We start from the raw sequence: 26,783 nt of genomic DNA on the forward strand, positions 1-26,783 counted from the left end.
AAACTATTGATCGTCCGAAGGTACAAAAAGTACCGCATTCGCGGCGACTATTCCATCGGCTCCTTTAGTGCTGATGGTTACAAATGGCGGCTTGGTTTTATTGGTCACCGTGTAGCTACCCAAGGATACCCACGTGCTGGAGGTTTGTCCTTTGATTTCAACCCCCGACAAATCCAACACCCGCTCATCCTGATTTTCCCCATCAAATACGACATAAGTCAATTTTCCCGAGCTTTCAGCTGTCTTGGGGAAATAAGTATATACGTCGTAGCTGCCGCTGGTGATGGCCGGCGCCGTGAAGGTAGCCGTGCTTAGCCCGTCGGCACTTTCTGCCTGGTAATAAGTACGTCCGTATCCTTTGGATTTACCCGTGTCCCACTTACCGGTAAAGGCCACCGCATTAGAATCGGTACAATTTACCAGATAATCCGCCTTTCTGAAATCAGCTTTGGGATTGTCCGCCAATATCGACTTGAGTTGTTCGACCCCTACCTGCTGCACATCGATGCGCTGGTCGATGGCGATGCATGCCGCTACGGCCGCAGATTGGCCCAGCACCATAAAGACAGGCTCCATCCGTATCGATCCAAAGGCGATGTGGCTTGCCGATAGGCATACCGGAACCAACAGGTTCGTTACCTGCTCGCGTTTGGGCACGATGGCGCGGTAAGAAATCGGGAAGGGCGGGAAGCCGCCGACTTCCACGTTCCCTTCGTTTTTGGCCATCCCGTTGACCACCAACCGGTCGCAATTATGCGAATCCATCGTATAGGCGGCATACCCTACATCATCCGTGACCACTTCGCGGCCCTGGCAATGATGCTGGGTCATCACGAGCTCTCCTATCATCCGCCGCGCCTCACGGATGTACAACTGTGGGCTCCAATGGCCGTTATTTACGTATTCATCCTTTGGATATCCCCATTGCTGCATCTCCTTGCGTATAAACTCAGGTACCGATGGATCATTACCCACAAAATACAGCAATCCCTTCGTATAATCTTCATGCGCCTTGATGATCTCCTGCCGACGTTGGTAATCCGCTTCGGGGTAGTCCCAGTTCATGCCAATCATATCCGTGGAAAAACCATTCCGGTTGTTGATATCCGTTTTGCCGTTCGGCATCAAGCTCCAGATAAAAACATCATTCAAGCCTTTCCAGGGCTGGATTTCCTTTTGCCGTTTCAGCAGCTCATAGCGAGCAGGGTCATAGTTGTCCGGCTTGGTGATGGGAATCCGGTTTTCAGGCACATTGGACAGCGCAATGCGGTAGTTATACGCCTGCACCTTATTGTCTCCGGTACCGTTCGGCAACAGTTCGCCGTCGCGTATCCCCCAGAGCAGCCCGCTGCTTGGATCGCCCCGCACCACGTAAGGATCGACACCATCCGGAAACTGATGCCCGGTCATCAGTTGTACACCATTCAAGGTCTCGCCATATACCCGGTTGTCTTCCCGCCCTACGTGATAAGAGACCCCGGCTTTGGCCATCAGATCCCCTTCATAGGTACAATCCATATACATCTTGGCTTTCACCGATAGCGAAGGCGTGCCCAGCCGATCGACTGCTTGTAAGACAATCTCTTCGATGGTAGTGGCGGACTTCCTGACATCCAACAGTGCCTGGCCCAAAAGCACTTTGGCATCGCACTGCTCCATATATTGATTGAATAACCGTTCGGCTACGTGAGGCTCGAATATCCACTGCTCGAAAGTGCCGTAGTGTTTCCCCAGCTTGCGGTAAAAATCCAGTGCCAAGCCGGTGACCACGTATTTGTTGCCAATGTCCGTTTGCCCGAGCCCGCCCGCGCTCATGCCGCCGAGCATATGGCTGGGTTCGATAAGGACGACGGACTTTCCGGCTTTCGCTGCCGTATAAGCCGCTATTACGCCCGCCGAAGTGCCGCCATAGATGCATAGGTCGTAGCTGTCTGCGCGCGGCGTGGCTGCGGACGGCAAAACGACAACACTTACGAAGGCATACAATACAACAAAAAACCTGTTCATGAATCGCATAGTCTAATCCTTTTTTTATGTTAATAATTCGGGTTTTGCTCTATTGCCGGGTTTGTCTCCAATTCAAGCCTACGGATGGGCCATACATAGTCCCTGTCCTGCCGGAATTGACGCCGCTCAATCACCCGCATCTGTGCGGCATTCGCTACGTTGTCATAATGCGGCGTGCCGTTTTCGTCTATACGAGGAGCATCGGATAAGAAACTATTCCGGATGCGACCCAATAAATCACCTGGCATCACCTCATGGGCTATATTCCATCGGCGGATATCAAACAGTCGGATACCTTCGCCAGCCAGTTCGTACTTCCGTTCCTTCCGGATGATGGAGCGCAATTCCGCTTGCGTCTTCCCGGGGGTGATCGGTGGCATGTTCACGGACGGGCGTTGCCGCACGGCGTTGATAGCATCGTATACCGACTGGTCGATGGAGCCTTGTTCAATTTTTGCTTCGGCATAGTTCAGTAGCACCTCAGCATAGCGGAACATGATCAGATTCAGGTCACTATTGTCGATATCACCGTAATCTGCCGGGTCGGCATATTTCCGCCATAAGTACCCTGAAAACGTTGCATAAGCGTGCGTAGCTTCCTCATTCTGCACCCTCCGCGGTGGGTCAAAGTTATAGTTCCAAGTCTGCAAGCTGTCAGGATGCGTTTCAAAAACGTAGCCAACAAACACAGACTGCGGCAACACCACAGTGTATCCCAGCCGGGGATCCCGGTTAGCAAAAGGATGCGCGGGATCAAACAGTGGCGATCGGTCGATTGACAATCCGTCGGTGCACTCGTACGAATCAACCAGTGTTTGCACCGGTATCTTATTGGAATGCCCTAAAGCAATCCGCGAGAAAAAATGCCGGGGAGTACTATGTACCATCACGCCTTTCAGGAACTGGATAGACATGATAATTTCGGATGACGTCTGCCCTGCATACGAAAACAGCTCACCGAAATTCTCATGCAGGTGGTATTGGCCTAAGTCCATGACCGCTTGCGCCGCGCTGATAGCTTCCGGCCAACGGCCGGCATACAAGGCTACGCGCGATTTCAGCGCCAAGGCCGCACCCCGCGTCACCCGACCACGATTTGCCGCATCGGTTTGGATGGGCAAGTTGGGCACCGCGGCATCCAATTCAGCCAAGATAAAATCGGTCAGTTCCGCTTTGCTGGAGCGGGGCAGCACAGCCTCCGACAACGGGACAGGCGTGGTCAGCAACGGCACTCCACCATACAATTCATTTAGGTAAAAATAATAGTAAGCCCTCAAAAACCGTATTTCGGCGAGCAGGCGGTTATATTTTTCCGTGGGAACGATTTCCGCCAGCGGTTCAGCTTTGGACAAAATGTAATTTACCCGGCCGATCCCGCGGTACAACGTATTCCAAAAGTTTCCGGTGTACGTATTATCCGGTGTGGCAGCGCCCTGTCCCAGTATCTGCAGATCGCTCACATTACGATCCCAGCCGATATCCGAAGCGCATTCAAGGGTAAGCAGAAACGAGCCGTTATCGATGGGTTTAAACCATAGCGTGTTGTAGCAACCTGTGACCGCCGCTTCAAACTCCGCTTCCGTGCGCAAAAACGTCTCGTCTGAAGGACTATCCAGTGGATAACGATCTAAATAATCGCTGCAAGACACAAGATTGAGGCCGAAGGCCAGTATAATGACATTGAATTTGGTTTTCATCGCTTTCTTTTTTTTAGAACCTTACATCAAGACCAACATTAAACACCTTCATTTGAGGATACCATCCGCCATTGCTGGCCGAATCGTTTCCGAATCCTGGGGCTTCGGGGTCGTATCCTTGCCAAAAGTCCGTCAGGGTGAACAGATTCTGGGCGTTTGCATAGATCCGTAAGCGCTGCAATTTGCCCTTCAGCAATGCCGTGGGCAAAGTGTAGCCGAGCTGTATGTTTTTCAGTCGAAGATATGCAGCACTTCGCAGCCAGAATGTGGAATTCTGTTCGTTGTTGCTCTCGTTGAATGCCAACCGGGGGAAAGCAGCATTGACATTGTCCGGCGTCCACCGATCCTTATGCTGTTCCTGCACGGTTCCGCCTTCAAAAAACGGCATAATACCCTGACCGAACATAAACCCATCAACCTTGCCCACACCCTGGAGGAAGAGCGACAGGTCAAACCCCTTGTAGCCGAGATCAATATTCGCGCTGTAGGTGTAGCGGGGTATCGGACTTCCGATGACCTGTTGGTCAAGCGTGTTGATGACGCCATCGCCATTGACATCTACGTATTTGATATCGCCGGGAGCCACGTTCCCAAACTGTGCTGGATGGTTCGCTATGTCCGCTTCATCCATAAAAAAGCCATCGGCTATATAGCCAAAGAACGAATTAATGGGATATCCCTCACGGCTTACTTGCCGCGCCGTACGCTGGATGCCCCGCATGTCAATCACTTTGTTCTTGACATCCGATAGATTCACCGTGATACCGTAATTCAATTGGCCCCATTGATCCCGGTAACTCAAGGCCAAATCCCATCCCTTATTCTCCACAACCCCGGCGTTTTGATAGGGGGCTGTTAGTCCCAGCATATTGGGGATATCCAATTGGAGCAGTATACCGGTGGTCTTCCGGTAGTACCAGTCATAGGTCAGGTTAAATTTGGACCACAGGTTCAAATCCAGCCCGATATTGGTCATTTCGGTCGTTTCCCACTTGATATCCGGATTGGCCATATCGTTGAGTGCTGCGCCCATACTGATCTGATCGCCGAACGCATAGTTAGGCCCACCTACATTGATGAACGCCGCAAAAGGATAAAGTCCCCCGATATTCTGGTTGCCCAGCGTACCCCAGGACGCCCTAATCTTCGCATCGGTCACGATGTGCATGAGCGAAGCCATGAACGGCTCCTGCCCGATTCGCCAGCCGGCGGATACCGAAGGAAACAAAGCATATTTATTGTTCGAGGCGAACCGCGAGGACCCGTCATAGCGCGCGTTGGCCTCAAAGAGGTACCGTTCTTTGTAATTATAGTTCAGGCGTCCGAAAAACGAGCGAAGCGCCCAATGGTTTGCTGAGCCCCCGGTCCGTTCATTTTCCCGATTTCCGGCATCTATTTGTTGGTATTCCGGAAACAGGAACACTTCGCGGTAAGCCGACAGCCAATCGTTACGCTGGTCTTCTTGCTGGAAACCTGCGAGGAACGTTACCTGGTGTGCTTCGGCGAATAACTTATCAAACGTAGCCGTCAGCCGGAGGTTGTTGTACCACTCGCGGGTAAACTGTTGATTAAGGTTATTCCGCGCCGGGGTGGCAAAGCTGGGCGTAAGGTCCCAACGGTAAGTCTGTACGGTATTGGCGAATACCCTACTATGCGGTTCGTTGTATTTGGGAGCATACATTACTTCTGTCGTCAGCCACTCCGCCGGCTTATAGCGGAGATTGAGGTTGACGAACCCACTTAATGTTTCTTCATTGCGAAGCCCGCCGTCTACCGCTTTTGCAATGGGATTGTCACCGTTCCATCCCTCCCCCCATAGTCCATTGGATAGAATAGCGGCCTGATTGGCAGGAATACGGCGCATCCAATGAAAAACATATCCCGTTCCAGTGGATGGCTCCTTCAAATCCGTACGGCGCAGGAAAATATCAGCCGATGCATTCAGCTTTTCGTTCAGCTTTACATCGGTGTTCAACCGAAGGTTATACCGGTCGAATCCGACATTCGGAACAACTCCACCCTGATCAAGATAACCGAAAGAGCCAAGGATACGCATGCGGTCAGTCCCGCCGCTCATAGCTAAATAATGACTTTGCATGAAGCCGTTTTCCGTCATCGTCACATCCTGCCAATCGGTGTCTGGATAACGATCGCGGTTGGAGGCGCCTTGCGTCTTGTATTCTTCAATGAATTGCTCTGTAAACAAGGGGCTTCGCCCTGTATTGGTATACGCTTCATTGATCAGCTCCATATGGTCAATTGCGTTCACTATTTTAGGCATATCCGTAGGCCGCTGCCATCCAACGTACGAGTTGTAATTGACGGTCAGCCCTTCTCGGCTTCCTCGCTTCGTCGTGATCAGGATCACGCCGTTAGCAGCACGCGAACCGTATATCGATGCAGAGGCGGCATCTTTGAGTACCGTGATGCTTTCGATTTCGTTGGGGTCTACGTTGGCCAAGCTGGATTCCACACCATCCAGCATCACCAAAGGGTTGGAATCGCTCAAGGTGCCAATCCCCCTGAGGCGCACGATGCCTCCATCCCTTCCCGGTTGGCCTGAGCTCTGCACGATCGTCAAACCCGGCACAGCGCCTTGCAGCGCTGCCGTCGTCTGCCCGACAGGGCGCTTGGCCAACTCGGATCCGGATACCGTGGCAACGGACCCTGTGAGATTCACTTTTTTCTGCGTTCCGTATCCCACAACCACGACTTCCTCCAAGTCCGATACAAGCTCCCTGAGTTGGACATTTAGCGTCGCTCCGGCAGATACGGCCCGCTCCTCGGTAGAAAAGCCGATGATGGAAAATACCAGCGTCACGCCTTCTGCCGGCACGTTTATCCTATAATTTCCTTCGGCATCCGTCGTCGTGGCCTGCTGGGTATTTTTAATGACAACCGTTACGCCTTCAAGCGCCTGTCCACGCTCGTCGGTCACCTTACCCGTAACGGTATGCTGCATAAGCAAATCATGAAGCGTACCAGGTGGCGCTTCTTTGCGCGATACCAATACTCGATTTCTCCGGATATTGTAAGTAAGCGGCTGATTGGCAAAACAGTGTTGAAGGATCTCCTCCAACGAAGCTTCATAGAAACTCAGACTTACCGGCTTCGCATCCTTCAGATCATCGGTTAGGTAAAGGAAATGATAACCGGTCTGTTTGCGCAACTCGGTAAATACTTCCCGCAGGGGGACGTTTTTCGCTGTTATGCTAGCCTTTTGGGCGTAAACCGCGGCTCCAGCTTGCGTGATGGCAGCTAACAAAATAGCCAACGTGATCTTAAACATAACCAAAAGCTTAAACAGCGCGCTATTGTTCAATGTGCATGTAGATGCAAAACAAATTTTATACATTTGCATAATCAGGTATTGTTAATGTTGGTTATCTAAGCATTAAATTAAAAAAGCCTGATGGGCACTCGTGCCAGTGAGCCAGGAGTGTTAGCGGCACTTCTGGTTTCTTTTCAGGCTGTTCAATCAGGTAGTCCTTGTCACCACATAATATGAACCTCCTTTCCATTGCGTTCAAGTTTCATTTTTCCAACCAACTCCAAATCGGTCAGTAACTCGTCTAAATCTGCAGATATGGGAAATGTACCACCAAAACGCTTAGCCGGCATCTTCCCTTCGACGGTAATACGGATGTCATACCACCTGGCAACGCTGCGCATCACCGAAACGACGTCCATATCGTCAAATACGAAATAGCCATTTTTCCAAGCCATTACTTGTTCCAGCTTGCCCTGCAATTGTTCTATTTTTTCGCTTTGCACGGACGTTATCGCCTGATACCCCGGCGTAAGCACCACCTCGCGCCGGCCTTTCCGTACATTTAGTCCACCTTCAAAAAGTGTGGTCGTTACCGTGCCATCCGTCGGGTATGCCGAAATGTTGAAATGTGTTCCCGTCACCAAAATCTCAGTCCCATTTGCCATGACTTTAAACGGCTTGGAATTATCTTTCGCCACTTCAAAATAGGCCTCCCCGGTTAGCTCAACACGGCGCTCTTTCCCGACAAATGCAACCGGATAGGTCAACGACGACGCGGTATTCATCCATACGGCCGTTCCATCCGGCAATTTTAGGTTAATCCGTTTTCCATTCGGTGTACGGATATTGTTTTCACCAACGGACCCGGGCTGCATATACCTGTCGTCAACCTCGTATACTAGTCCATCAGCATTCCGACGTATCGTTGTTCCTTCAATTGACGCAATTGTCTCCGGTGACTGTTCATCAAGCTTCACCGTCCTGCCATCGGCCAGTGTTAGCACGATATCACTTGTCGATCCCAGCACCGATTCATTAATGACCAATGGTTGGCGGCTATCGTCAGTATCAGGATAAACAAGACGCCATATAACCCCTGCTCCCAATATCACCAACGATGCCGCCGCTATCCAGCTATACCAGCGGATTTTCATGCGTGCATGCTTTTGTGTAGAACGCCGTCCATCAACTGCTTGCTTAATCCGTATTCCCATCAACACCCGCTCTTCTTCACTGTTCCAATCCCAATCGCCCGCAATCGGATGACGGAGTATAAGGTCTTCCAAAAACCGCTTCTCCTGTGGGGTGCAGTTTCCATTGGCATAGCGACGTAATAAATCTCGCAGTTCGTCCTGTTGCATGTCGACGGTTTATACTTGGTGCTTTGTTAGTAGGAGTACACCAGCGTACGCAAAGTGGTATCCAACAACAAAAAAAATCAACAATTCACTGAAAATCAACCAAAAAAATTTCATGATTCCACCTTTATTAACTACATTAAGGCTATACTGAAACAACATCATTACCTTTGTGTTTAAACAAAAAAAAACCATGGAATTAGGCATCAGCATGTTTGGCGATTTGGGTGCGGACCTTGCAACGGGCAAGTTCCAGCCTACGCAGCAACGGCTTGCGGAAATTATCGAAGAGATTAGATTAATGGACGAAGTAGGATTGGATTACTTTGGCATCGGCGAACACCACCGTCCGGACTACGCGGTACCAAGCCCCGAAATCGTGCTGGCTGCCGCGGCAACGGTGACTAAGCGTATCAAGCTGGGGAGCGCAGTGTCCGTGATCAGCTCATCCGACCCCGTAAAGCTCTATCAAAACTTCGCGATGATCGACCTGCTGTCTGGAGGCCGGGCCGAATTGATGGCCGGCAGGGGTAGCTTCATCGAGTCCTTTCCCCTATTCGGCTACAACCTTCAGGATTATGACGCACTGTTTGCCGAAAAGCTGGATCTACTGCTCACCATCAATAAAAACGAGCGGGTCACCTGGCGAGGTAAATTCAGGGCGCCGCTTGACGATCAGGCAGTCCTGCCCCGGGCGGTGAATGACGAACTCCCCATATGGATAGCCGTTGGCGGCACCCCCCAGTCGGTCGTCCGGGCAGGAAAGCTCGGCCTGCCCTTAATGATTGCCATTATCGGCGGTACGCCCGCACAGTTCCAGCCTCTTTTTGAGTTGTATAAAACTACATACCTTGAACATGGGCATGATCCGGCGAGGTTTCAGGTGGGCATCCATTCGCACGCCCTTTTCGGTGACCATGCTTCTGAGTTGAGCAATACTTATTTCCCCAAGTATGCTGCGCAAATGGACAGGGTGGGAAGATCTCGCGGCTGGCCGCCGTACCAGCGCACGCAGTTTGACTTCGGCATGTCCAAGCACGGGGCCTTGTTCGTGGGCGAGGCCGATGCCATGGCCGACAAAATTCTGCACTACCAAGAATTATTTGGGCTTACGCGTTTTGCAGCGCATATGGACGTGGGTGCCCCCGCGCATCGGGATATCATGAAGTCCATTGAGATCTTCGGTACCAAAATAGCGCCGCAGATCAAAAAGGCCCTCGCAAAGTAGTATAAGCTATAACGCTTCGAACGTCTCGGGAAAGGAAAAGCCAAACCGTTCGGCGGCATCGGGGTTATATACCCGTTTCCTCACCTGAAGCATTTCTACCTGGAGGCTGTCTGTCAACCGGTTTTTTAAGTAAACAGCTGCTTGTGCGCCACTTTGGTACCCCCAGCGGTAAATATCAGCACCAAAAGCAGCTACCGCCCCCCTTGATACCAGTCCGGATTCACTCGTGAACACAGGTACACCTTTGTCATGGCAGTTTTTTAAGATGGTTTCAAACGCTGCAAACACCGTATTGTCCGGATTAGCGAAGAACGCGTCAATCTGGTTTGTCAGCAACGTACGGACAACCAACTGTGCTTCGGCGGAGTTGTTAAGCGGCAGCGCTTCCACATGCACATCCATACTTTCTGCAAGCGATTCAATACGTTTATAAGCCTCCACAGATTGCGGCTCGGATTGATTATAAATCATGCCGACGCGCAGTTGTTCACCCTTCGGCTTTACCATCTGGGTAATGATGGCGAAAGACGTATCGATATAATTCAGGTTTTCACCCGTACCAAACAGCAGGGCGGGTGGCTGCCCATCGGATTCCAGCAGCCCCAGAATCTCGGGCATTGCAGTCACCGTCTGGAAAATCGGGATGTCCTTGCTTCGCTGCACGGCAGCAATTGTAGCCAAGGTGGTGCTGGTGCCAATGAGATCAACCTGCTGGCTGTTGAAATAGCTTATAATTTGATTCAGGGTGGCCGCATCGCCTTGTGCGTTACGACGGACAAATCGTATGGTACCATCGGATTCACTGTAGCCACTGTCACGTAGTGCCGCTTCGAAGCCGTCACGCGCCTGCGCAATTGTCGCATCTTCAAAGGCCTCCACGAAACCAACCACGGGCACTCCTCCCGATTGCTCCGGACGCTGGCAGGAATACCCCAATATACTAACCGTTAATACCAGCAAGGTGATGCGAAGATTCTTCATACCGTCAAATTTAAGGTTTTCGTGTGGTAAATGCGCGTGAGCGCCCGACAAAATTCAGATTTTTGCACAATTCGCGATGTTTACAGCCATGAGATTTTTGGCCTAGGAGCGTGAGCGTAGTGAGCGTTCCAGCTAAAATCTCATGGCTGTAAACAAACGGAAATTTGGCGTACACCCAGATAACATGAAATAGCAAGAATCCGACGAAAAAACCGTAACCTTACCCCATGGCATTCATTTGGAAAAAATTAAAGCGGCGCACTCACAAAGTGGGCCTGGTCCTTTCCGGTGGCGGATTACGTGGCATTGGCCACCTCGGCGCCATCAAGGCCCTGGAAGAACACGGATTGAAGCCTTCCATCGTTTCCGGTTGCAGTGCGGGCGCAATTATCGGTGCGTTCTATGCTGCCGGTCACACGATAGACAAGATGTTGCATATCGTGCAGGAAAACGATCTGTTTCCCGCAACGAGCTTCCGGCTCCGGGCTTCGGGCTTTATCGATACCCGCTTCCTCGCCCGGTTATTCCAGCAGTACGTTCCCGCTAACACGTTCGAGTCGTTAAAGCTTCCCTTGTATGTAGCCGCCACAAACCTCCTATCGGGCAAAACCGAGTATTTTCATACCGGGCCGCTGGGTGAAGCGTTGCTCGCGTCATCCAGTATTCCGCTGATGTTTCCGGCAGTACGGCGCAACAAGGGGGTGTACTACGATGGCGGCATACTTGACAACCTGCCCGTACAGCCGCTGCTCGGCCAATGTGACCTCCTCGTTGGCGTGCATGTCAACGCGCCCGATACCGTTTCACCCGAGCAACTGACGCCCATTAAGACGTTGGACCGCATCACCCACCTGGCCATTAGCCAATCGGTGTTGCACAATGCCAAGAAATGCGACCTGTTCATCGAACCGCCCGACATGCTGCAATTCGGCATGTTTGGAAAAAAAGAATTGATGCGCATTTACGAATATGTGTATGCCTATACTGCTGATCAGTTGGCAAAACGATAATGTCAGCTTTTATCTGTCCACAAAAAAAACCATACCTTTGTCCATATACCCATCGTTTAAATCATGCTTGCTCAATTATCCGGTGCTATGTTCGGGCTAACCGCCGTCATACTCGGTGCCTTCGGCGCCCATGCACTCAAGAAGAAGTTTACGGAAGACCAACACGACAGTTTCGAAACCGGCGTTCGGTATCAATTTTACCATGCACTGGCATTGCTGGCTGCCGGTTTCGCGCAGACCGCCGGGATAATCGAGCCGGGTGCTTACACATGGCTGTTTATCAGTGGCACGGTGCTGTTTTCATTTAGCATATACGGCCTGTGTTTAAGTGCTGCTTTCGGTACAAAATGGCGGTTTCTGGGCCCCGTTACGCCCGTTGGCGGGCTGTTGCTCGTGGCGGGCTGGCTGTCGTTATTGTTTGCTATCCTCCGTTGAGGGCTGTTTCTGCTCCTTACTTGGGCGGAGGATAAGCCGCAATGTCGGGTCATTGGTGACGAATGACCATGCCCAGTTGGTAGCCAGCACCACTTTATTGCGGAAGCTGATGAGGGGAATGATATGTACGAACAGCCAGCTCACCCAGGCGATCCACCCCCTGAGAAAACCTTTGGGCAGGTCTGCCACCGCCCGGTACTTGGAAATAATCGCCATCGTCCCCTTGTCGCGGTACAAGAAAGGCCGCATCGGCTTGCCATCCGCCATACGCGACAAATTTTTACCGAGCAATTTCCCCTGCTGGATGGCCACCTGCGCCACTTGGGGGTGGCCTTCAGGATAATTTTCATCGTCCGTCATTACGCATTGATCGCCCAAGGCGAAAATTGACTCCGTATGTGCTACCCGATTGAATGCGTCCACGCTTATACGCCCGCCGCGGGCAACGGCATCGCCGGGAAGCCCCTCTACGCGGACGGCAACAACGCCGGACGTCCAGATCAGGGTATCCGTCGGTATGGCTTCTCCCGAGCTCAGCATGACATTGCCGGAAGCGTAATCAACCACCTTCGTATTCAGAACAATCTTAGCTCCGAGCTTTTTTAAAACCGTATACGCCTCCCGCTGCGCCTTGGTACTCATCGGCGGCAGCAGTACCGGCGCAGAATTAACAAGGTACAGATGCGCATGGAAATCGGTCAATTCGGGATATTCCTTCGCCACGATCTCCCGCCCCATCTCGGCGAGGATACCCGCCAATTCAACGCCAGTGGGGCCACCGCCGGCAATAACAATATTCAACGCCTTATCCCGCTCGGCAGGGTCTATGGCCCGCACGGCACATTCCATCCGGAGTAAAATGTGATTCCGAAGATTCATTGCATCGTCAAGCGTCTTCATGGGCACGGCAAATTTGGCGATGTTTTCAAAACCGAAGTAATTTGTTCCCGTACCCATGGCAAGCACCAAGTAGTCATATGACAGCGTACCAGTCGTCGTTTCGACCTCCCTTGCCCGGGGATCGATGCGTTTCAGCTCGCCCATGTGGAAACGGATATGTGGCTTTTCCTGAAATAACCGGCGAAACGGATAAGAAATGTTTGACGGCTCGATAAATGCCGCAGCAACCTGGTAAATCAGCGGCGGGAAAAAATGGTAGTTATTCCGGTCAACCAGGGTGATGATAAACCGCTTATCCTTTCCCAGGTGCTTAATTAAATTGATTCCCGCAAATCCTCCTCCGATGACAATGACGTGTTTGGTGTTATCTTTCATGTGTGCCGAGGATAAATCTCACTGTTGAAGAAATTTTCCATGGATTTCAACAAAGTCCAAGTCTTTCATGTGCGCAATTCGCTTACTTCAGCTTCATTTGCGCAAAGTATGGGTGATCAGGATTGACGATCATTTCCTGCCGCAAAGGGTGAATAATGACATCCATGTCTTCCATCGGAATAGCTCCCAAAAGCGGTTCAGCTTCTCCCGGTAAAACCATCGCGTCCACATTACAGCGGCGATTTTCGAAACGTACCTCTATAGGGCCTACCACTTCGTACTCCACAATGCTACCATTTGCCAGCTGGCCTTTCCGCTTTTCGATAACAGGCAATTGAAGTTGCTCCTGTATATTCTCGTTGATACACATATACGCTGAACCCGTATCAACAAGCATCCTGATCGGCATACGTTTAATTTCTTCCTCGCCAATAATATTTCTGCGGGAAAGAACCAAGTCCTCCCCATTAATTAACTCGATATCTGCGTAAATCAATCCCATAAGTATTTCAAAAATACTAATTTTTATTGAACAACCGCTTCCTGCTCCTCAAAATGGTAGTTGACTAATTCCTCCACCGATTTTGAAAACGTTTTTAGGCGATCGTAAACAATATGCAAGGCATAACCGTCCGCTCGATAGCCCGGATTATAGCGGAGCTGATTCAGCGCCTGTGAAAGCTGCACCACCATTTTCCGTTCTTCGGGAATATCCAGACAAAAGTGTTCGCTGGCCAGCGGGGTAATGGATTCCGTCAGCTGTATCAAGTACATCAGGTTAAGAATGTTATCCGGCCTATAGCCCCAAATCGCATGCAGCATTCCCAAACAAAGCTGTTCCATCGCTTGCGCTATGACAACCGAACAACATTCATCGTATCTGGGCTGATCGAGTTGCTCCCTTGCCATCCTCATCATTCCCTCCGCGCTCCAAAGGTAACGCTTCCACTGCCAATCCCGTTTCGCTAAATCAACCGCTTCAGTTGTGCCGCCTTGTGTCAATAGCCCGTTTTTACCGCACCACCTCTCTGCTGTATTCGCTAAAAAATGAAAAAACATATCCCCCTCTTCCAACTTTTTATTGAACGTGCCTAACTTAAAATACAACACCACGACCTCCAACGCCTCCCCCAGCACCTCGTTTATCTGATGTTGTTGCTGCAATGGATGTTCCAGTGTTTCCTCGGTCAGGATAGCCAGGTAATACCGATGGCGCTTTGTTTCCCTTTTGTCCAGTGTGACCAAGGTTACCGACCGTTCTTCCCGCGATTGATGCGCAAAGCAAAACACATGGGTGGGTGTAAAATAACGGCTGATGGCCGCGAGGATACGGTCGCGGTGGTCATCGGTGCCGGGCATTTTTTTGCCCGTTGGTTCGTTGCTTTCCGTTGGCCGACTATCTACATGCGTTGCGACCACGGCTTCTTCGCTCGTTATCGTACCTGCCACCGCCGCAGCCTGTTCTTTTTCGGCTTGCCGTCGTTGGATTTCGTCCAGCAGATCACGGTTAAACGCTGTTAGGTAGGCAAGCAGTTCTTTGGACTTATTACCGGCTATGGCCAAATCTTCTTTCGACACAGAGAAATCATGGTCGTACCGTGCCGAGCTATAGGATTCGTCGAGTTTTCCCAAAATGGACAACTCATGCGGTTTTTCGAATAGTGCCCCCAATTCCGGACAGAACGGCGCGATGTATTCCTGATGGTTGCGCAGTGAATGGCTGATCTTCTCCTTACCCATCACGAGGTTTTCGGCCGCGCGGTACCCTTGCTCGATTACCTGATGAAGCATAAAGGCCGCCTGCCCATAATTCGCTTTATTCAGGTAAAATGCATAACCTTCTGCAAATGCATCGATTTTAGACACTTCTTTATCAAAGTGCACTTTTGCCTGTTCACACCACATTTCGAAATCGACCGCCGGAAGCTGAATGCGTATTCCCACATCGGGATGTTCAAAAACCAACTTATCGGGTTGGCAGATCAACGTGGCCCGCATGTTTCCCTGCTTGATTTTACGGTTCACCTCGTCAGGAAAAGCCACGTGGCACCGGTATTCCGGCTTTTCGGCTACCGCCAGGTTACAAAGCGCCCGCGCAGCTACAATCCCTTGGCCTACGGCGTTGCGCAGCAAGACATATAGCTGGTTGATCCGCTTCCCTTGAATCATAAAGGGGTGCAGGTATATTTGATCAATCAGCAGATTTTCAGTGATACGCTGGATGATGAGCTGCAGCGTAGGGTCTGGGGTTTGGGGCACCGGTTTCATGCTTCTTCGGTTTGATGGTTTTCTTTTTCGACTTGGATTGAGGTGTCAGTTGATGTGCCGCCCATTGCTTCCGGTTCGGTTGACAAAGCCGCCGACTCACCAGCTTCCGCGTCATGTGAATCCCCCGCTTCATCGGACATACCATCCGACAACTCCCCGGTTAAAGATGCTCCATCAGGTTCCCCTGCCACTGCCATCGGGCTCGCGATAAAGTAGGACGGCACCCGAACAAAAATCCCCTCGTTGTCGTAGATATCGTACAACGCCCTGGCCATCCGCAACAATAATTCTCGGATCACAACAACCTTATCCCCAAACCGGTCATCATAGGCATCCGTCGGGTCCGCCAGATACACCATCATATCATCCAAGGTTTTGTACCATTTTTCCAACGATTGGAAGGAAAAGAATTTACTTAATGTATCGGCCGGATTGACGTCCCCATCGAAAGCAGCTTCGCCTTCGATGACGAAAGACCAATAATCTTCCTGGGTCTTAAAAAATCCCAGTGGTCTCCGCTGCTTCTTCAGGTTACATTGCTTGTAAATAACATAGGCTACTTCCACCTGTTCGATTAGCTGCCTGCAATGATACCCGTTTTCTATCACCGGTGGCTTAGCCAGTTCCGAACACACTGCCGCATTGACCAGCAGGTGGATATCCCGTTCCCAGTATTTAATCCTCGTTTGATTGCCGAAAAAATCATTCAAATAAAGCATCGGATTTTTGATGATTCCCTTGGTTACATACCGGAAATTTTCGGCTTTCAGCTTCTTTTGTTTAATTTTCGCCATAATTGTTTCATTAGGATTGAAGAAAAATGGTTTGAAAATAATTATTTCTGACACATCAAATTTAAGAACTATTTTTCTTCAATACAAAATTTTATGAAGAATATTTTTACCAATGGATTCTGTTTTGAAGAGAATTAAAGAAATAGCCAATCAGGAAGGCATCAGCGTAACCGCGCTGGAAGCGTCCATAGGCGCCAGCAAAGGCGTTTTCTCACGGGCTTTGGCCAATGGAACCGATATCCAAAGCAAGTGGCTGGTGAAGTTAGCTGAAAATTATCCCCTCTACTCACCCGAATGGCTGCTCACCGGCGAAGGCGAAATGCGGAAGGCGGATGTGCTCAGGGAATTGGAAGAAAAATATGCCGCGGAGCATCCAACGGACTTGACCAATGAACTGATTCAAACGCTGAAAAAAGTGATTTCGTCGCAGGAAACGACCATTCAGTCGCAAGCCGTAACGATCACCGCGTTGCAGAAGCGGATCAATGAGTTGGAAAACGGGAAATAAGAATCAACGTTGGACAAATTCACATTCCAGCATTTATCTGATATCAGCTTGCCTTAAAATTGCCAAAAAAGTACCTTTCTTCAAATCCTTACCGCCGTGGTATGGCACAATAGCGGTCTTATTGTTGATCGGATTATAATAAACATGGTGGGATCCTTTGGAGCGCTTAAAAACAAAACCATTTCCCTAGTGCCGGTTGGTGAAACACAGCCTGATAAATGTAGCTTATCCTTGGGTCAAAAGCGATCCACGACGTCCTTCAATACCCCTACACATTCTGCCAACGCATCCTCCGTGGATGACGCAAACCCCAGCCGGATGGCGTGCGCATCGTAGGCCGGATAGCGGTGCGCCACCCCGTCCGAAACATATAATCCCTTTTTGCGGGCGTCTGCCGCAAGCCGCGCGAGGTCGATACGCCGGTCGATCCGCGTCCATACCGACAGGCCACCCTCCGGGGTATCGAACGCCATCATACCGGACAGTTCAGCTGCCAGCAAGTCGCAGAAATGATCCCTGCGCTCCCGGTATACGGCCATGGCTTTTCGCAGGCTGCGCTGGATAGTCCCGTCGTCCAACAACTCGGCCATCGCCCGCTCCAGGATATGATCGCCCTGCCTGTCGAGCAAAGTCCTCACCGACGCGAGATGAGCAACAACGTTTTCCGGCGCAACCAGGTATCCCAAACGGAAAGCGGGCGAAAACGTCTTGCTGAACGACCCGCAATAAATGACCAGCCCGCTGTCATCTGCACTGGCCAAAGGAAGCAACGGCTTGTGCCTGTAATGGAAGTCATAATCGTAATCGTCCTCGAAAATGATGAATCCGTATTTGTCCGCCAAACGGAGCAGTTCCAGCCGGCGATCCATCGGCAGGGAAACCGTCGTCGGATAATGGTGGTGCGGAGTCACGTACACCATGCGCACCCTCGTGGTCCGGCACAGCTGCTCCAGCGCATCCACCTGTATCCCCGCTTGGTCTACCGGAATACCCAATAACCGCGCCCGCGTGCTGGAAGTTCGCCTCCGCCCGCCGCCAGCCGGGCACGCCTGCTACGACGACATCGCCACGCTGGATAAGCCCGTTGCAGACCAGGTTGATACCCATGACGGTACCCCGCACGGACAGTATATTCCGCTCGGTGATGTCGAGGCCGCGCGTCAGGTTGAGGTAGCGTGCCAGCGAATCCAGGAACCGCCCGGATCCCTTGGCCTGGCCATAGCTACCGAACCGCCCATATAAATCGCCCCGCTCCAATTGCGCCCGATAAGCCCGGTAAAGCTCCTTCAGCGGGGCCAACGACGGGTCGGGGAAACCGTCGTCCAAATGCAGCCGTGTAGTCACCGGATCGACGCCATGACGCAGGTAAGCCGCACCCCTGATTTCAAAGCCCGCCTCACGCTTCCGGTCTCGTTCCTGCCCGCCCTTGTCCAATCGCATGGGCTGCGATTCAGGCAGACGGGATGCGACGAACGTACCCCTGCCGACGTGGCTTTCCAGCCAACCCTGCATCTCCAATTCCTGAAACGCCCTGGTGATGGTCAGACGGTTCAGCCGAAAGATATCCGCCAATTCCCTCGAACTCGGCAGCCGCCCGCCAGGCGGTATCCTGCCCTGCCTGATGAGCACCATGATGGCCTCGGCCAGCTGCAGATACACGGCTTTGCCCCGCTGTGGCTGCAGCGCAATCTTAGAAAACAATGAACGCAAAATTGGACTATCCATTTTATTGATATTGGATGACAAAAGTAAACCAATCTACCGATAGTTTTGTGCTGCAATACAAAAGTCATGTATATACCCAAAAGCTTTCAATTCAGCGACAAAACGGAAATCGCGGCGTTCATGCGGCGCTATCCGTTTGCCACGGTGGTTACTGCTCATGATGGGGTGCCGCTGGCCACACACCTGCCTTTTGCCGTGGAGGAACACCAGGCAGGGATTACCCTGAGCTCACATTTTGCGGCTGCCAACAATCAGTCACGGTTGATTACGGGATGTACTTCGTTGGTCATTTTCAGCGAACCCCACGCCTATATTTCGCCGCGCCACTATGACAAGCTGGAAAGTGTGCCGACCTGGGACTATATTGCCGTCCACGCCTACGGCACCTGCCGGGTGGTGGAAGACCACAACGCGAAGCTGGCGCTGCTCGAAAAAATGATAGGCTTCTACGAGCCGGAATACCTCAACCAATGGACCTCACTCCCGCTCCGGTTTAAGACCGGCATGATGAGCGGTATCGTGGCGTTTACCATGGATGTGGCCGAACTCCAGGGGCAGCGGAAGCTCAGCCAAAACAAGACGCCCGCCGAGCGCATGCGCATTGTCAAACAATTGGAAACGACGGCTGGCAGCGTTGAACAAGCACTCGCGGATTATATCAGAAAAACGATAACATAAGACCCTAACAATCATTTAATCCCACCAGATCATGGAGATTATCCGCATCAACAACACGCAGGGCGACCTTGTCTTCGCCCTGTTTGACCAATACCGGGTTTTCTACAAACAGCCATCCGATATCGACTTGGCCAGGCGGTTCATACAAGCCCGATTGGACAACAACGAGTCCGTCATCTTTGCCGCTCTGCTCGATGGCGGAGAAACGTGCGCCGGTTTTACGCAGCTCTACCCCAAATATTCCTCCGCCAGGGCCGTGCGGAACTGGATCCTTAATGACCTGTATGTGGATACACCTTACCGTAACCAGGGCATCGGGACCGGGTTGATCACAGCAGCCATCGCTTTCGCGAAGACGCACGGCGCTGCGTTTGTTGAGCTTTCAACAGCGACTGACAACGTCACCGCCCAACGGCTCTACGAGCATATCGGATTCGAAAGGCAGACTCCGGACGTTGATTTTCTCACCTACAGGATTCCCGCTGTTTAATACCGATGAACACTTTTCCGATACCTCCCCTACTGCAAAATGACCGGGCCATCCTGCTGCCGTTGCTGGAGACGGATTTTGAGGTGCTGTATGCACTCGCATCCGACCCCGTCGTGTGGGCGCAGCACCCGCAGCCTGACCGATGGAAAGCAAGTGTCTTCCGCATATTTTTTAATGGAGCCATCAACAGCAAAGGGGCCTTCAAAGTCATCGACAGGAAAACTGGTGCAGTTGCCGGAAGTACCCGTTTTTACGATTACGATGCGCAAAACCGGAGCATCTTTATCGGCTACACCTTCTATGCCGCGCGCTACTGGGGCACGGGACTGAATGCTGTGGTGAAAAAGCTCATGCTTGACTACGCCTTCCGATATGTAGATACGGTATTGCTGCATGTCGGAGCAGCCAATATCCGCTCCCAAAAGGCCGTCGAGAAGCTGGGAGCGCGAAAAATAGCGGAAGTATCGGCAGATTACCATGGAGATGGCCCGAAACCGAATTTCACCTACGAAATCCGGAAAGAAGATTGGCGGGATTAAGCGGCCAGATGCATTTATATTACACTATATTTGTGCCATGGCCATCTTCCCCACCCGCTATTCGCTGCTTTCCGCAACGGCGCTCAACGACTATTTACGGCAATGCTACGCGCTAAGCGACACATCGTGCCGCCTGCTGATCCACAACGTCAGCGATACCTACCTGCTCGAAAGCTCCGGCACGCGGTATATCTTCAAGATTTACCGCGATGCGCACCGGAAAATGGAGGAGATAAACGGCGAAGTCGAATTGCTCAACATCCTGCATACGGGCGGGGCTTCCGTAAGCCGCCCGTTGGCGGATAAGGAAGGCCGTTATTTACAACCCTTTGACGCAGCGGAAGGTATCCGATATGGCGTATTGTTTACCTATGCCGAGGGCGAAGTATACACCGCGATGAGCGACCAACAGTTGCTGGAAGTCGGGCGGGGTATGGCCCGCATCCATCACATCACCGCCGGATTGCAATTGACGCACCACCGCCAACCGCTGGACATGGAAGCACTGGTGGATGCGCCATTGCGCGTCATAAAACCCGCATTCGCTAACGGGCTGGAAGCCGAATACGAATACTTGCACGATACGGCAACCCGCGTGAAGCAGCAATTGTCAGCGTTTGACCTGCCTTCGTTCAGCCACGGGTATTGCCACTACGATTTCCTGCCCAAGAACTTCCACTTTGACTCGGCCGGCAGCGTCACGTTCTTTGACTTCGATTTTGCCGGATCCGGATACCTGATTAATGACCTTGCTTCATTCTATGTCCATTTCTTCCTGGATGTGCTTCACCACAAAATGACGCAGCCGGAAGCAGACCGCCAGTTTGCCGTATTTATACAGGGTTATCGCGCGATCCGGCCATTAAGTGAAGCTGAATTGGCTTCCATCCCCCATTGGGGATACCTTTTCTGGCTGTTCTATTTCCACTTCCATTACGAGAACTTCGAAGACTGGTCCAACTTTTTCTTCCACCCGAGATTCATCCAAGCCCGGGTAGGCTGGATGAAAACGTGGGAAGAATGGTACCTGAAATGATCCTCGCTGAACGGATCCTCATACTTGATTCACCAGCCATGAGACATATTGTGGCAGCATGGTAACCGTATAATATGGCAGGTTTAGCAATATATACGGTTTCTTATTGGGAGTAACCGTGTGCTCTAACTGGAACACTCCTCCATAAATACGGATAGCAAAGGGGTGGTCAGCCACATCAACAAATTGATGCAATGACCTCAAACGACCTGTAGCCCCCGATTTAATTTCGATGGGTATCGCCCATTTTTGGTAAACATAAACCAAATCTACTTCGGCACTTGACTGTGCCTTTTCCCGAACCCAAAAAAATGGTTTACCGTCTGTTTGCTGCTGCAACGAAGTCAGCTCTTGGGTAATCAAATGCGGAATTATGGCACCACGATACGCCGTACTAAGCTCTGTCATCGCCAGCATTTCAGCCTGTATACCGAGCGTATAATTGATGATTCCCGTATCAAGCAATTGTAACCGTGGAGATTTCTTTAAGTCGGCTTTTAGCGGCGGTGCAAGATCGGTTGTAGGATAGAGTAGGCGGATAATTCGGGCCGCATCTAAGGTACGAAAAGCTTCCCCGACTTCCCTTGATCGGTAATTTGAATTACCGAACCCCTGGAACTTTACTCGTTCATCGAGGTATAATGGTGCCGTATCCATCAAATGCTTAATGATTTTACGTTCGGAATCGTTGGAGGTATACTTCTCGACATCATTCTTATAAGTTCCCCAGATACTCTCATATACTGCTACCAAGTCCGAAAGTTGGTGATTGGCGTTATCTACCTTGACCACTTCGGGCATTCCGCCTATGATAGCATATCGGTGGAAAGCTTCCAGCAGTGGTCCATGAGCAGCTGGCCGTACGGGCACCTCCCGGAGCACTTCAAGGAGGCCGGGTTTACCTATTGCCTCCAGATACTCCTGAAAATTTAATGGATGCAAATACAAAAACTCAACCCTTCCTACGGGAAAACTTTGCACGCTGTGCAGGGCAAATTCCAACAGTGAACCCGCACTGATGACATGGAGCTGGGGCAATTCTTCATAAAAATACCGCAGTAATTGAATTGCTTTAGGGCTCTCCTGTATTTCATCAATAAATAGCAATGTGTTATCCATCCCAGACGATGGGATACCGTGTGTCAATAACAGCGACTCCACGATGGTATACACATCTTCAATATCCTCAAAAAAACGACGATCCCCCGGCTTCTCCAAATTGAGATGAATCACATGCGAATAGGTCTTGGCGAAATCTCTAATCAGTGTTGTTTTACCCACCTGCCTCGCACCACGTACGATGAGCGGTTTCCTGTTATCGCTGGATTTCCATCGTAACAATTGGTTCGATATGCTTCTTCTAAAAGCCATTTTTAACTTTTTGTAACAAAATAAAGGCAAATATCAGAATAATTTGTAATAAAATAAAGGTAAATATCCTCATTTCTTGTAATAAATAAAGGATTCAGCCTATATTCTCATAACGGAGCAACGGACGAGAACACCGAGGACTAGCCACAATGACTCAATTGGCTACTTCGTACACCAGCTCCTGGTAACCGATTTCGCCTTCCGACGATATGGCTTCTATGATGACAACCGTTTCACCGGCTGCATCCGAATGATAGTATGATGTCCCGGCCGCCCCACCTTTATCGGTAGCCAACTCGGGCACCCAATGAATCAGCGTGCGCAGGTCCGGCCGCTCCGCGTCGTTTTCAGTGGGCGCCTCGTAACGCGGCGCGTAAAACTCCATAATAGGTGAATACACGGGCACCTTAGCCTGCAAAAGCCCCGTAGGTTTACGGACAGCAAACAAGCCATTCCCTGCATGCGTATAAATGGCGATGACGCTGCCCACTACCGGGATATCCAGCGGAGAGGCCTCCGGATAGGTTTCCCGATACAACGAACTGAAATTTTTGGCAAAACGGATAAGCTCCACACTTTTCACCTCGCTGGGCGGGATGTTGGGAATAAATTCGTAGCTGTGGCCCGGTACGGGGATACCGTCTACGACGACAAGCGTGCTTTCTCCCCCGATGATGCTCGCCCGCAGGTAGCCGCCATTACCTCCAACCCGTTCGATGCGCAAATCGTCCGGAAAATTGAACAGCAACACGCTGTACAACCCGTAGGACCACTTCTCCTCCTTATCCTGAATGGCTTTCCCGGAAATGATGACGTCGGATTCCCCATACCGATCAAGCACGTTTTGCTGCTGCGGACTGAGTGCCCGGCGTTCTACCAACACTTCGTCCAGCAAGATTTCGCCGGCTGAAAGCCGGTATGAATACTCACGCTGTGCACGCTCCCGCCGTTTCTGCACGAGATACGACACGACACTGTCCACCCGTTCGATGGAGCGGCGCTGATCATAGGCAATCTCCGGAGGTTTTCGCTCATCCAATGACAGGGCATAATCCCGGTTTTTTCCGGATTTATTGGCGCTTTGGATCAGTACATCCAAGGAATCGACAAATTCATCCCCTAATTCAAAATAAAAGCGCCCAAGGCTATCCGTATGTTGTGCCGCCACGGACGAGGTCTTGCCGAAGGTCATCAGCGTAAGGCCTATACCTGCCTGCGCTTTCTTGGATAAGACACCGGCGACTTTGCCACTGACGTAGGGCGAAGGCTCGTTTGGTAAAAGGAAGGTGTCCTGCGGCTTATCATAAACGTACCGCCGCCACCCTTGCGTAAGCATCAACGCATCCAAATCGTCAAACGGTGCGTTGTGCTCATCCTGAAAATAGTAGCCGGGGTCTTCGATATCGCCACGAAGCTCCGAAGACAGCAACAACCGTGTAAGCAGGTTATCCCGTGCTGTCTGCGCTTTGCCGATATGATCGGCATTCACCACCGATACCGAGACCTTGGCGTCGGCGGGTTCACCATCGCTGCCGAACACCTGTATGGAGAGATCCACGCTATCCCGTTTCCGGGGTTCGGGGTTGTCCATCGAGACATCGATACGAAGTCGCGCACCCGGCCGTTGGTTAAAGAAAAGCCTTTCGGCCAATGGCTGCATCTGCCTGTCCATCAATGTGAAGGAAATGATACCCTCCGGAAGTGCGGCTGCTGGCAGCGACGTGGTGATATGGCCGTTTTTCAACGATGCTATTATGTGGTAATACAGCACGCCCCGGCAACTCACCTGGACAAATAGGCTGTCGGTCTCCCAGCAATTGGAGGAGAGAGCCAGTTCAATATTGTCCGCTCTTTTTGAGACACCGAGGACACGCCCCTCGATGACAACCTGGGGGAGCGGATAGCGACCCGAGTCCCCTGTGGATAAGGAATCCAATACCGCGTAGTAGGACAAGCCTCTGTCGGCGGTCATCGTGAAGCTTCCCATTCCCAAATGGTTGCACCTGAATGGCGCAACGGTATTTCCGCGGCTATCTCGAATGACACCCGAAACGGCGATGCCTTTGCCTGAGCCATTGAGCACTTTGACACCTACCTTGCTGGTCAACCCGTGTACCAGTTGCCCACTTTCGGCAAAAAACTGAACGTCCGGAGGCCCCTCCTGCAAAGCGATGGTCCTGGTATAGCGGATGCCATGTTGCGTCTCCATATTTACGGTAGCCATCCGCGCACCGTTGGGTAGCGGGTGATCAAGCGGATAATACCCGCTGCGCGCCGCCTTTAGGGAAAGTGTGTCTTTTTCTCCGTCTACCGTTAAATAGACCGTAAGCTGCTTCCGGTGTTCCGGATCAATCAGTTCGGGATTCAGCTGGGCTTGCAGCCAATACATTCCGGGTTCGCGCTCGTTCAAGTGCAGTGCCGTCATGGGATTACGGGCTATTGCTGTTGAAGTGGGAAACACATCGATATAGGTCCGGAAAATAAAGTCTGCACCGAAATTCTTATTCCATTCCGTATAAGCCCGTAGCAAATATGGACCTTGTACATAGCCTTCTTTCAGCTCAAAGCCTCCTGATCCAACGCCATCGGTCAACTTGATGCGCTTGCGATCGGCAACGCGTTCATCCGGTCCGATCAGCTCTACGTGGAGCACGCCGCTCATGGTACTGGGGCGGTGGCTTGCGGACTCCACAACCACGGCCTTAAACCAGATCGGCTGATCAGTCGTATACACATCGGCGTCCAATTGGAGGTAAATCTTTTCGGCAAAGGCCGCATGTGCTACGAAGCGATCGGATTGCGCATAAACGGAGACTGTACACAGCAAAAAAGCGATACCGGCAAGGGTAGCTAAGCTTTTTTTGCTGTACCACACGGTATCGCCTGCGCCAAAATCCATGTCATCCGGCCGCTATATCTACACCAATCACTTCGAAGACATTTCGCCCTTGATCCGATATCGGCACGGGATAACCGCCTAAATTCCTGTAAAAAGAAATTCCAAAGCAGATGATTACCGGGTCAGTCGACGCCTCGGGCAACTCCAGCCGGAAGGCCTGCGCAGGAATGGTCTGCCAATCCATTGGCAGCAGTTCTTGATGCTGCGCGACAACGGGCAACGGCTCCACGCCGGCATTGAACAAGATGGCTCCTACATGAAAACTGCAGCGCTCCGCGCCCTTAGGCGCCGCCATCGCGTTACCGGGAGACAGCGCCGGAAGCGTGACCTCCAGCAGGCCGGTCTCCCGCTGATAGGCACAACGGGGCGGGATAAACAATACATCCTTCAATGCGGCAACCGCATTGAAACTGAATCCATGAAGCAAAGGTAGACTTTCGGGCACTACAGTGCGTTCGCCCCGGCTGTGCGTGGTGTCTGACCGGACGACGCCCGTCATACGTGTCGTCAGCCGATTGACTGCCGTTGGATCTTCAAACAACGTATAACGCTCACCCAGCGCCAGCCTCGTCGCTACGCGGATGAGCCTCCCCGCACTACTGGCACGTCCGAATTCGGTGTTGTTTTCGCGTGTCCTCGCGAAGGAAGGGTCGGTCTTGATACGTTCCTTACTGGCCCCAGTGCGTTGCCGGACAAGTGCCTTACCGTTGCTGTTGTAGAAAGACAAATCCCCGATTTGTCCTTCAAGGGTAATTGAGCTTTTCTGAATGGCCACGGCCTATGTCGTTATGGTACAGTACAAAGATAAGAAAAACTCAGGGGCAATCCAAGGGTTTCCCGGGAGTAATCCGGCTATGAAGCATCTGATAGCGCCATGGGTAAAGGTGAATAATAAGTGGATTATCCGTGGGATATACGTGGCAAATACATGGATCACCGGTGCCTCACACAGGCAGGAAACAGAGACACGACACGAAGCCGGCATCCGGACGGGCTACTTTTTTTATTTTTATCTTGACAATAAAAAAAATTGATGTACATTTGGCTCGTCAAACAACAATGATGTTAACACGGAACAACGCATATTGGTTTTTTGGTTTCTTTTACTTTAGCAGTGAGAGCCGGGATTGATATGCATTGATAACGTTAAAAGATAGAAATGTAGAAAGTCCCGGCAAAAAAGCCGGGACTTTTTTTTGTCCATTTACATAAT

Annotated in this window: 22 protein-coding genes and 2 pseudogenes; 9 read left to right on the forward strand and 15 right to left on the reverse strand. The window is 51.3% G+C overall.

Features of this window, described 5'->3' with window-relative positions:
* Window positions 1-3: 3 nt before the first annotated feature.
* From JHJ32_RS17820 to JHJ32_RS17835, 4 genes are all read right to left on the reverse strand, one after another.
* Window positions 4-2,007 carry an FAD-dependent oxidoreductase gene (locus JHJ32_RS17820; RefSeq protein ID WP_233632737.1) on the reverse strand — a complete coding sequence of 668 codons (2,004 nt, stop codon included), beginning with the start codon at window positions 2,005-2,007 and terminating at the stop codon, window positions 4-6.
* A 29-nt stretch (window positions 2,008-2,036) separates the two neighbouring features.
* On the reverse strand, window positions 2,037-3,704 hold the full coding sequence (locus JHJ32_RS17825) for a RagB/SusD family nutrient uptake outer membrane protein (protein WP_200121897.1): 1,668 nt from the start codon (window positions 3,702-3,704) through the stop codon (window positions 2,037-2,039).
* A gap of 13 nt (window positions 3,705-3,717) precedes the next feature.
* Entirely contained in the window at window positions 3,718-6,993 is a 3,276-nt protein-coding gene (locus JHJ32_RS17830; protein WP_200121899.1) for a TonB-dependent receptor, read from the reverse strand.
* A gap of 203 nt (window positions 6,994-7,196) precedes the next feature.
* The gene (locus JHJ32_RS17835; RefSeq protein ID WP_200121901.1) at window positions 7,197-8,336 is read right to left on the reverse strand and encodes a FecR family protein; all 1,140 of its coding nucleotides are present in this window, start codon (window positions 8,334-8,336) and stop codon (window positions 7,197-7,199) included.
* A 190-nt stretch (window positions 8,337-8,526) separates the two neighbouring features.
* On the opposite strand from JHJ32_RS17835, the gene JHJ32_RS17840 reads away from it, so the two are divergent.
* The gene (locus JHJ32_RS17840) at window positions 8,527-9,561 is read left to right on the forward strand and encodes an LLM class flavin-dependent oxidoreductase (RefSeq protein WP_079715444.1); all 1,035 of its coding nucleotides are present in this window, start codon (window positions 8,527-8,529) and stop codon (window positions 9,559-9,561) included.
* Window positions 9,562-9,567: 6 nt separating this feature from the next.
* Here the strand turns inward: JHJ32_RS17840 and JHJ32_RS17845 are convergent, their stop codons facing one another.
* On the reverse strand, window positions 9,568-10,542 hold the full coding sequence (locus tag JHJ32_RS17845) for an ABC transporter substrate-binding protein (RefSeq protein ID WP_200121903.1): 975 nt from the start codon (window positions 10,540-10,542) through the stop codon (window positions 9,568-9,570).
* 227 nt (window positions 10,543-10,769) lie between these two features.
* On the opposite strand from JHJ32_RS17845, the gene JHJ32_RS17850 reads away from it, so the two are divergent.
* The gene (locus tag JHJ32_RS17850; RefSeq protein ID WP_200121905.1) at window positions 10,770-11,552 is read left to right on the forward strand and encodes a patatin-like phospholipase family protein; all 783 of its coding nucleotides are present in this window, start codon (window positions 10,770-10,772) and stop codon (window positions 11,550-11,552) included.
* Window positions 11,553-11,615: 63 nt separating this feature from the next.
* A complete protein-coding gene (locus tag JHJ32_RS17855; protein ID WP_200121907.1) occupies window positions 11,616-11,987 on the forward strand; it encodes a DUF423 domain-containing protein in 372 nt (123 codons plus the stop codon).
* Here the strand turns inward: JHJ32_RS17855 and JHJ32_RS17860 are convergent.
* The 4 genes from JHJ32_RS17860 to JHJ32_RS17875 all read right to left on the reverse strand — a co-directional run bounded on the left by JHJ32_RS17860 (window position 11,964) and on the right by JHJ32_RS17875 (window position 16,324).
* On the reverse strand, window positions 11,964-13,262 hold the full coding sequence (locus JHJ32_RS17860; RefSeq protein ID WP_200121909.1) for an NAD(P)/FAD-dependent oxidoreductase: 1,299 nt from the start codon (window positions 13,260-13,262) through the stop codon (window positions 11,964-11,966). The genes JHJ32_RS17855 and JHJ32_RS17860 overlap by 24 nt on opposite strands.
* Window positions 13,263-13,344: 82 nt before the next feature.
* Window positions 13,345-13,764, reverse strand: coding sequence for a retropepsin-like aspartic protease (locus JHJ32_RS17865; protein WP_079715438.1), 420 nt, complete (start codon window positions 13,762-13,764; stop codon window positions 13,345-13,347).
* Window positions 13,765-13,787: 23 nt separating this feature from the next.
* Window positions 13,788-15,530 carry a hypothetical protein gene (locus JHJ32_RS17870; protein WP_200121912.1) on the reverse strand — a complete coding sequence of 581 codons (1,743 nt, stop codon included), beginning with the start codon at window positions 15,528-15,530 and terminating at the stop codon, window positions 13,788-13,790.
* On the reverse strand, window positions 15,527-16,324 hold the full coding sequence (locus JHJ32_RS17875; protein WP_200121914.1) for a hypothetical protein: 798 nt from the start codon (window positions 16,322-16,324) through the stop codon (window positions 15,527-15,529). The genes JHJ32_RS17870 and JHJ32_RS17875 overlap by 4 nt, the downstream gene beginning before the upstream one ends.
* A 124-nt stretch (window positions 16,325-16,448) precedes the next feature.
* Between JHJ32_RS17875 and JHJ32_RS17880 the strand changes: the two genes are divergently transcribed.
* A complete protein-coding gene (locus tag JHJ32_RS17880; protein WP_139378520.1) occupies window positions 16,449-16,832 on the forward strand; it encodes a hypothetical protein in 384 nt (127 codons plus the stop codon).
* Between the two features lie 33 nt (window positions 16,833-16,865).
* On the opposite strand, the pseudogene JHJ32_RS23235 reads toward JHJ32_RS17880, so the two are convergent.
* The 3 genes and pseudogenes from JHJ32_RS23235 to JHJ32_RS23240 all read right to left on the reverse strand — a co-directional run.
* Window positions 16,866-17,003 (reverse strand): annotated as a pseudogene (locus tag JHJ32_RS23235) (type II toxin-antitoxin system HicA family toxin); the annotation flags it as partial.
* Window positions 17,004-17,068: 65 nt separating this feature from the next.
* Complete coding sequence (locus tag JHJ32_RS17890; protein ID WP_233632738.1) at window positions 17,069-17,752, reverse strand: PLP-dependent aminotransferase family protein; 684 nt, start codon at window positions 17,750-17,752, stop codon at window positions 17,069-17,071.
* Between the two features lie 607 nt (window positions 17,753-18,359).
* Window positions 18,360-18,557: pseudogene (locus JHJ32_RS23240) on the reverse strand (GntR family transcriptional regulator); the annotation flags it as partial.
* A 66-nt stretch (window positions 18,558-18,623) separates the two neighbouring features.
* Between JHJ32_RS23240 and JHJ32_RS17900 the strand changes: the two are divergent.
* From JHJ32_RS17900 to JHJ32_RS17915, 4 genes are read left to right on the forward strand one after another with little or no spacing between them, the layout of a single operon-like run.
* A complete protein-coding gene (locus JHJ32_RS17900; protein ID WP_200121916.1) occupies window positions 18,624-19,235 on the forward strand; it encodes an FMN-binding negative transcriptional regulator in 612 nt (203 codons plus the stop codon).
* Window positions 19,236-19,266: 31 nt separating this feature from the next.
* Window positions 19,267-19,725 (forward strand): N-acetyltransferase, encoded by a 459-nt coding sequence (locus JHJ32_RS17905; protein WP_079715432.1) that lies wholly within the window; start codon window positions 19,267-19,269, stop codon window positions 19,723-19,725.
* Window positions 19,726-19,730: 5 nt separating this feature from the next.
* Entirely contained in the window at window positions 19,731-20,264 is a 534-nt protein-coding gene (locus tag JHJ32_RS17910) for a GNAT family N-acetyltransferase (RefSeq protein ID WP_200121917.1), read from the forward strand.
* 37 nt (window positions 20,265-20,301) lie between these two features.
* Entirely contained in the window at window positions 20,302-21,300 is a 999-nt protein-coding gene (locus tag JHJ32_RS17915; protein WP_200121918.1) for a phosphotransferase enzyme family protein, read from the forward strand.
* 18 nt (window positions 21,301-21,318) lie between these two features.
* Here JHJ32_RS17915 and JHJ32_RS17920 read toward each other — a convergent pair whose 3' ends face one another.
* From JHJ32_RS17920 to JHJ32_RS17930, 3 genes are all read right to left on the reverse strand, one after another.
* Window positions 21,319-22,671 carry an ATP-binding protein gene (locus JHJ32_RS17920; protein WP_200121919.1) on the reverse strand — a complete coding sequence of 451 codons (1,353 nt, stop codon included), beginning with the start codon at window positions 22,669-22,671 and terminating at the stop codon, window positions 21,319-21,321.
* Window positions 22,672-22,825: 154 nt separating this feature from the next.
* Entirely contained in the window at window positions 22,826-25,570 is a 2,745-nt protein-coding gene (locus tag JHJ32_RS17925; RefSeq protein ID WP_200121920.1) for a Plug domain-containing protein, read from the reverse strand.
* 1 nt (window position 25,571) lies between these two features.
* Window positions 25,572-26,345 carry a hypothetical protein gene (locus JHJ32_RS17930; protein ID WP_200121921.1) on the reverse strand — a complete coding sequence of 258 codons (774 nt, stop codon included), beginning with the start codon at window positions 26,343-26,345 and terminating at the stop codon, window positions 25,572-25,574.
* 79 nt (window positions 26,346-26,424) lie between these two features.
* On the opposite strand from JHJ32_RS17930, the gene JHJ32_RS22905 reads away from it, so the two are divergent.
* Window positions 26,425-26,604 carry a hypothetical protein gene (locus JHJ32_RS22905; RefSeq protein WP_233632739.1) on the forward strand — a complete coding sequence of 60 codons (180 nt, stop codon included), beginning with the start codon at window positions 26,425-26,427 and terminating at the stop codon, window positions 26,602-26,604.
* Window positions 26,605-26,783: the final 179 nt, after the last annotated feature.

Origin of the sequence: Parapedobacter sp. ISTM3, assembly GCF_016533505.1 — a bacterium.
Lineage (GTDB): Bacteria > Bacteroidota > Bacteroidia > Sphingobacteriales > Sphingobacteriaceae > Parapedobacter > Parapedobacter luteus.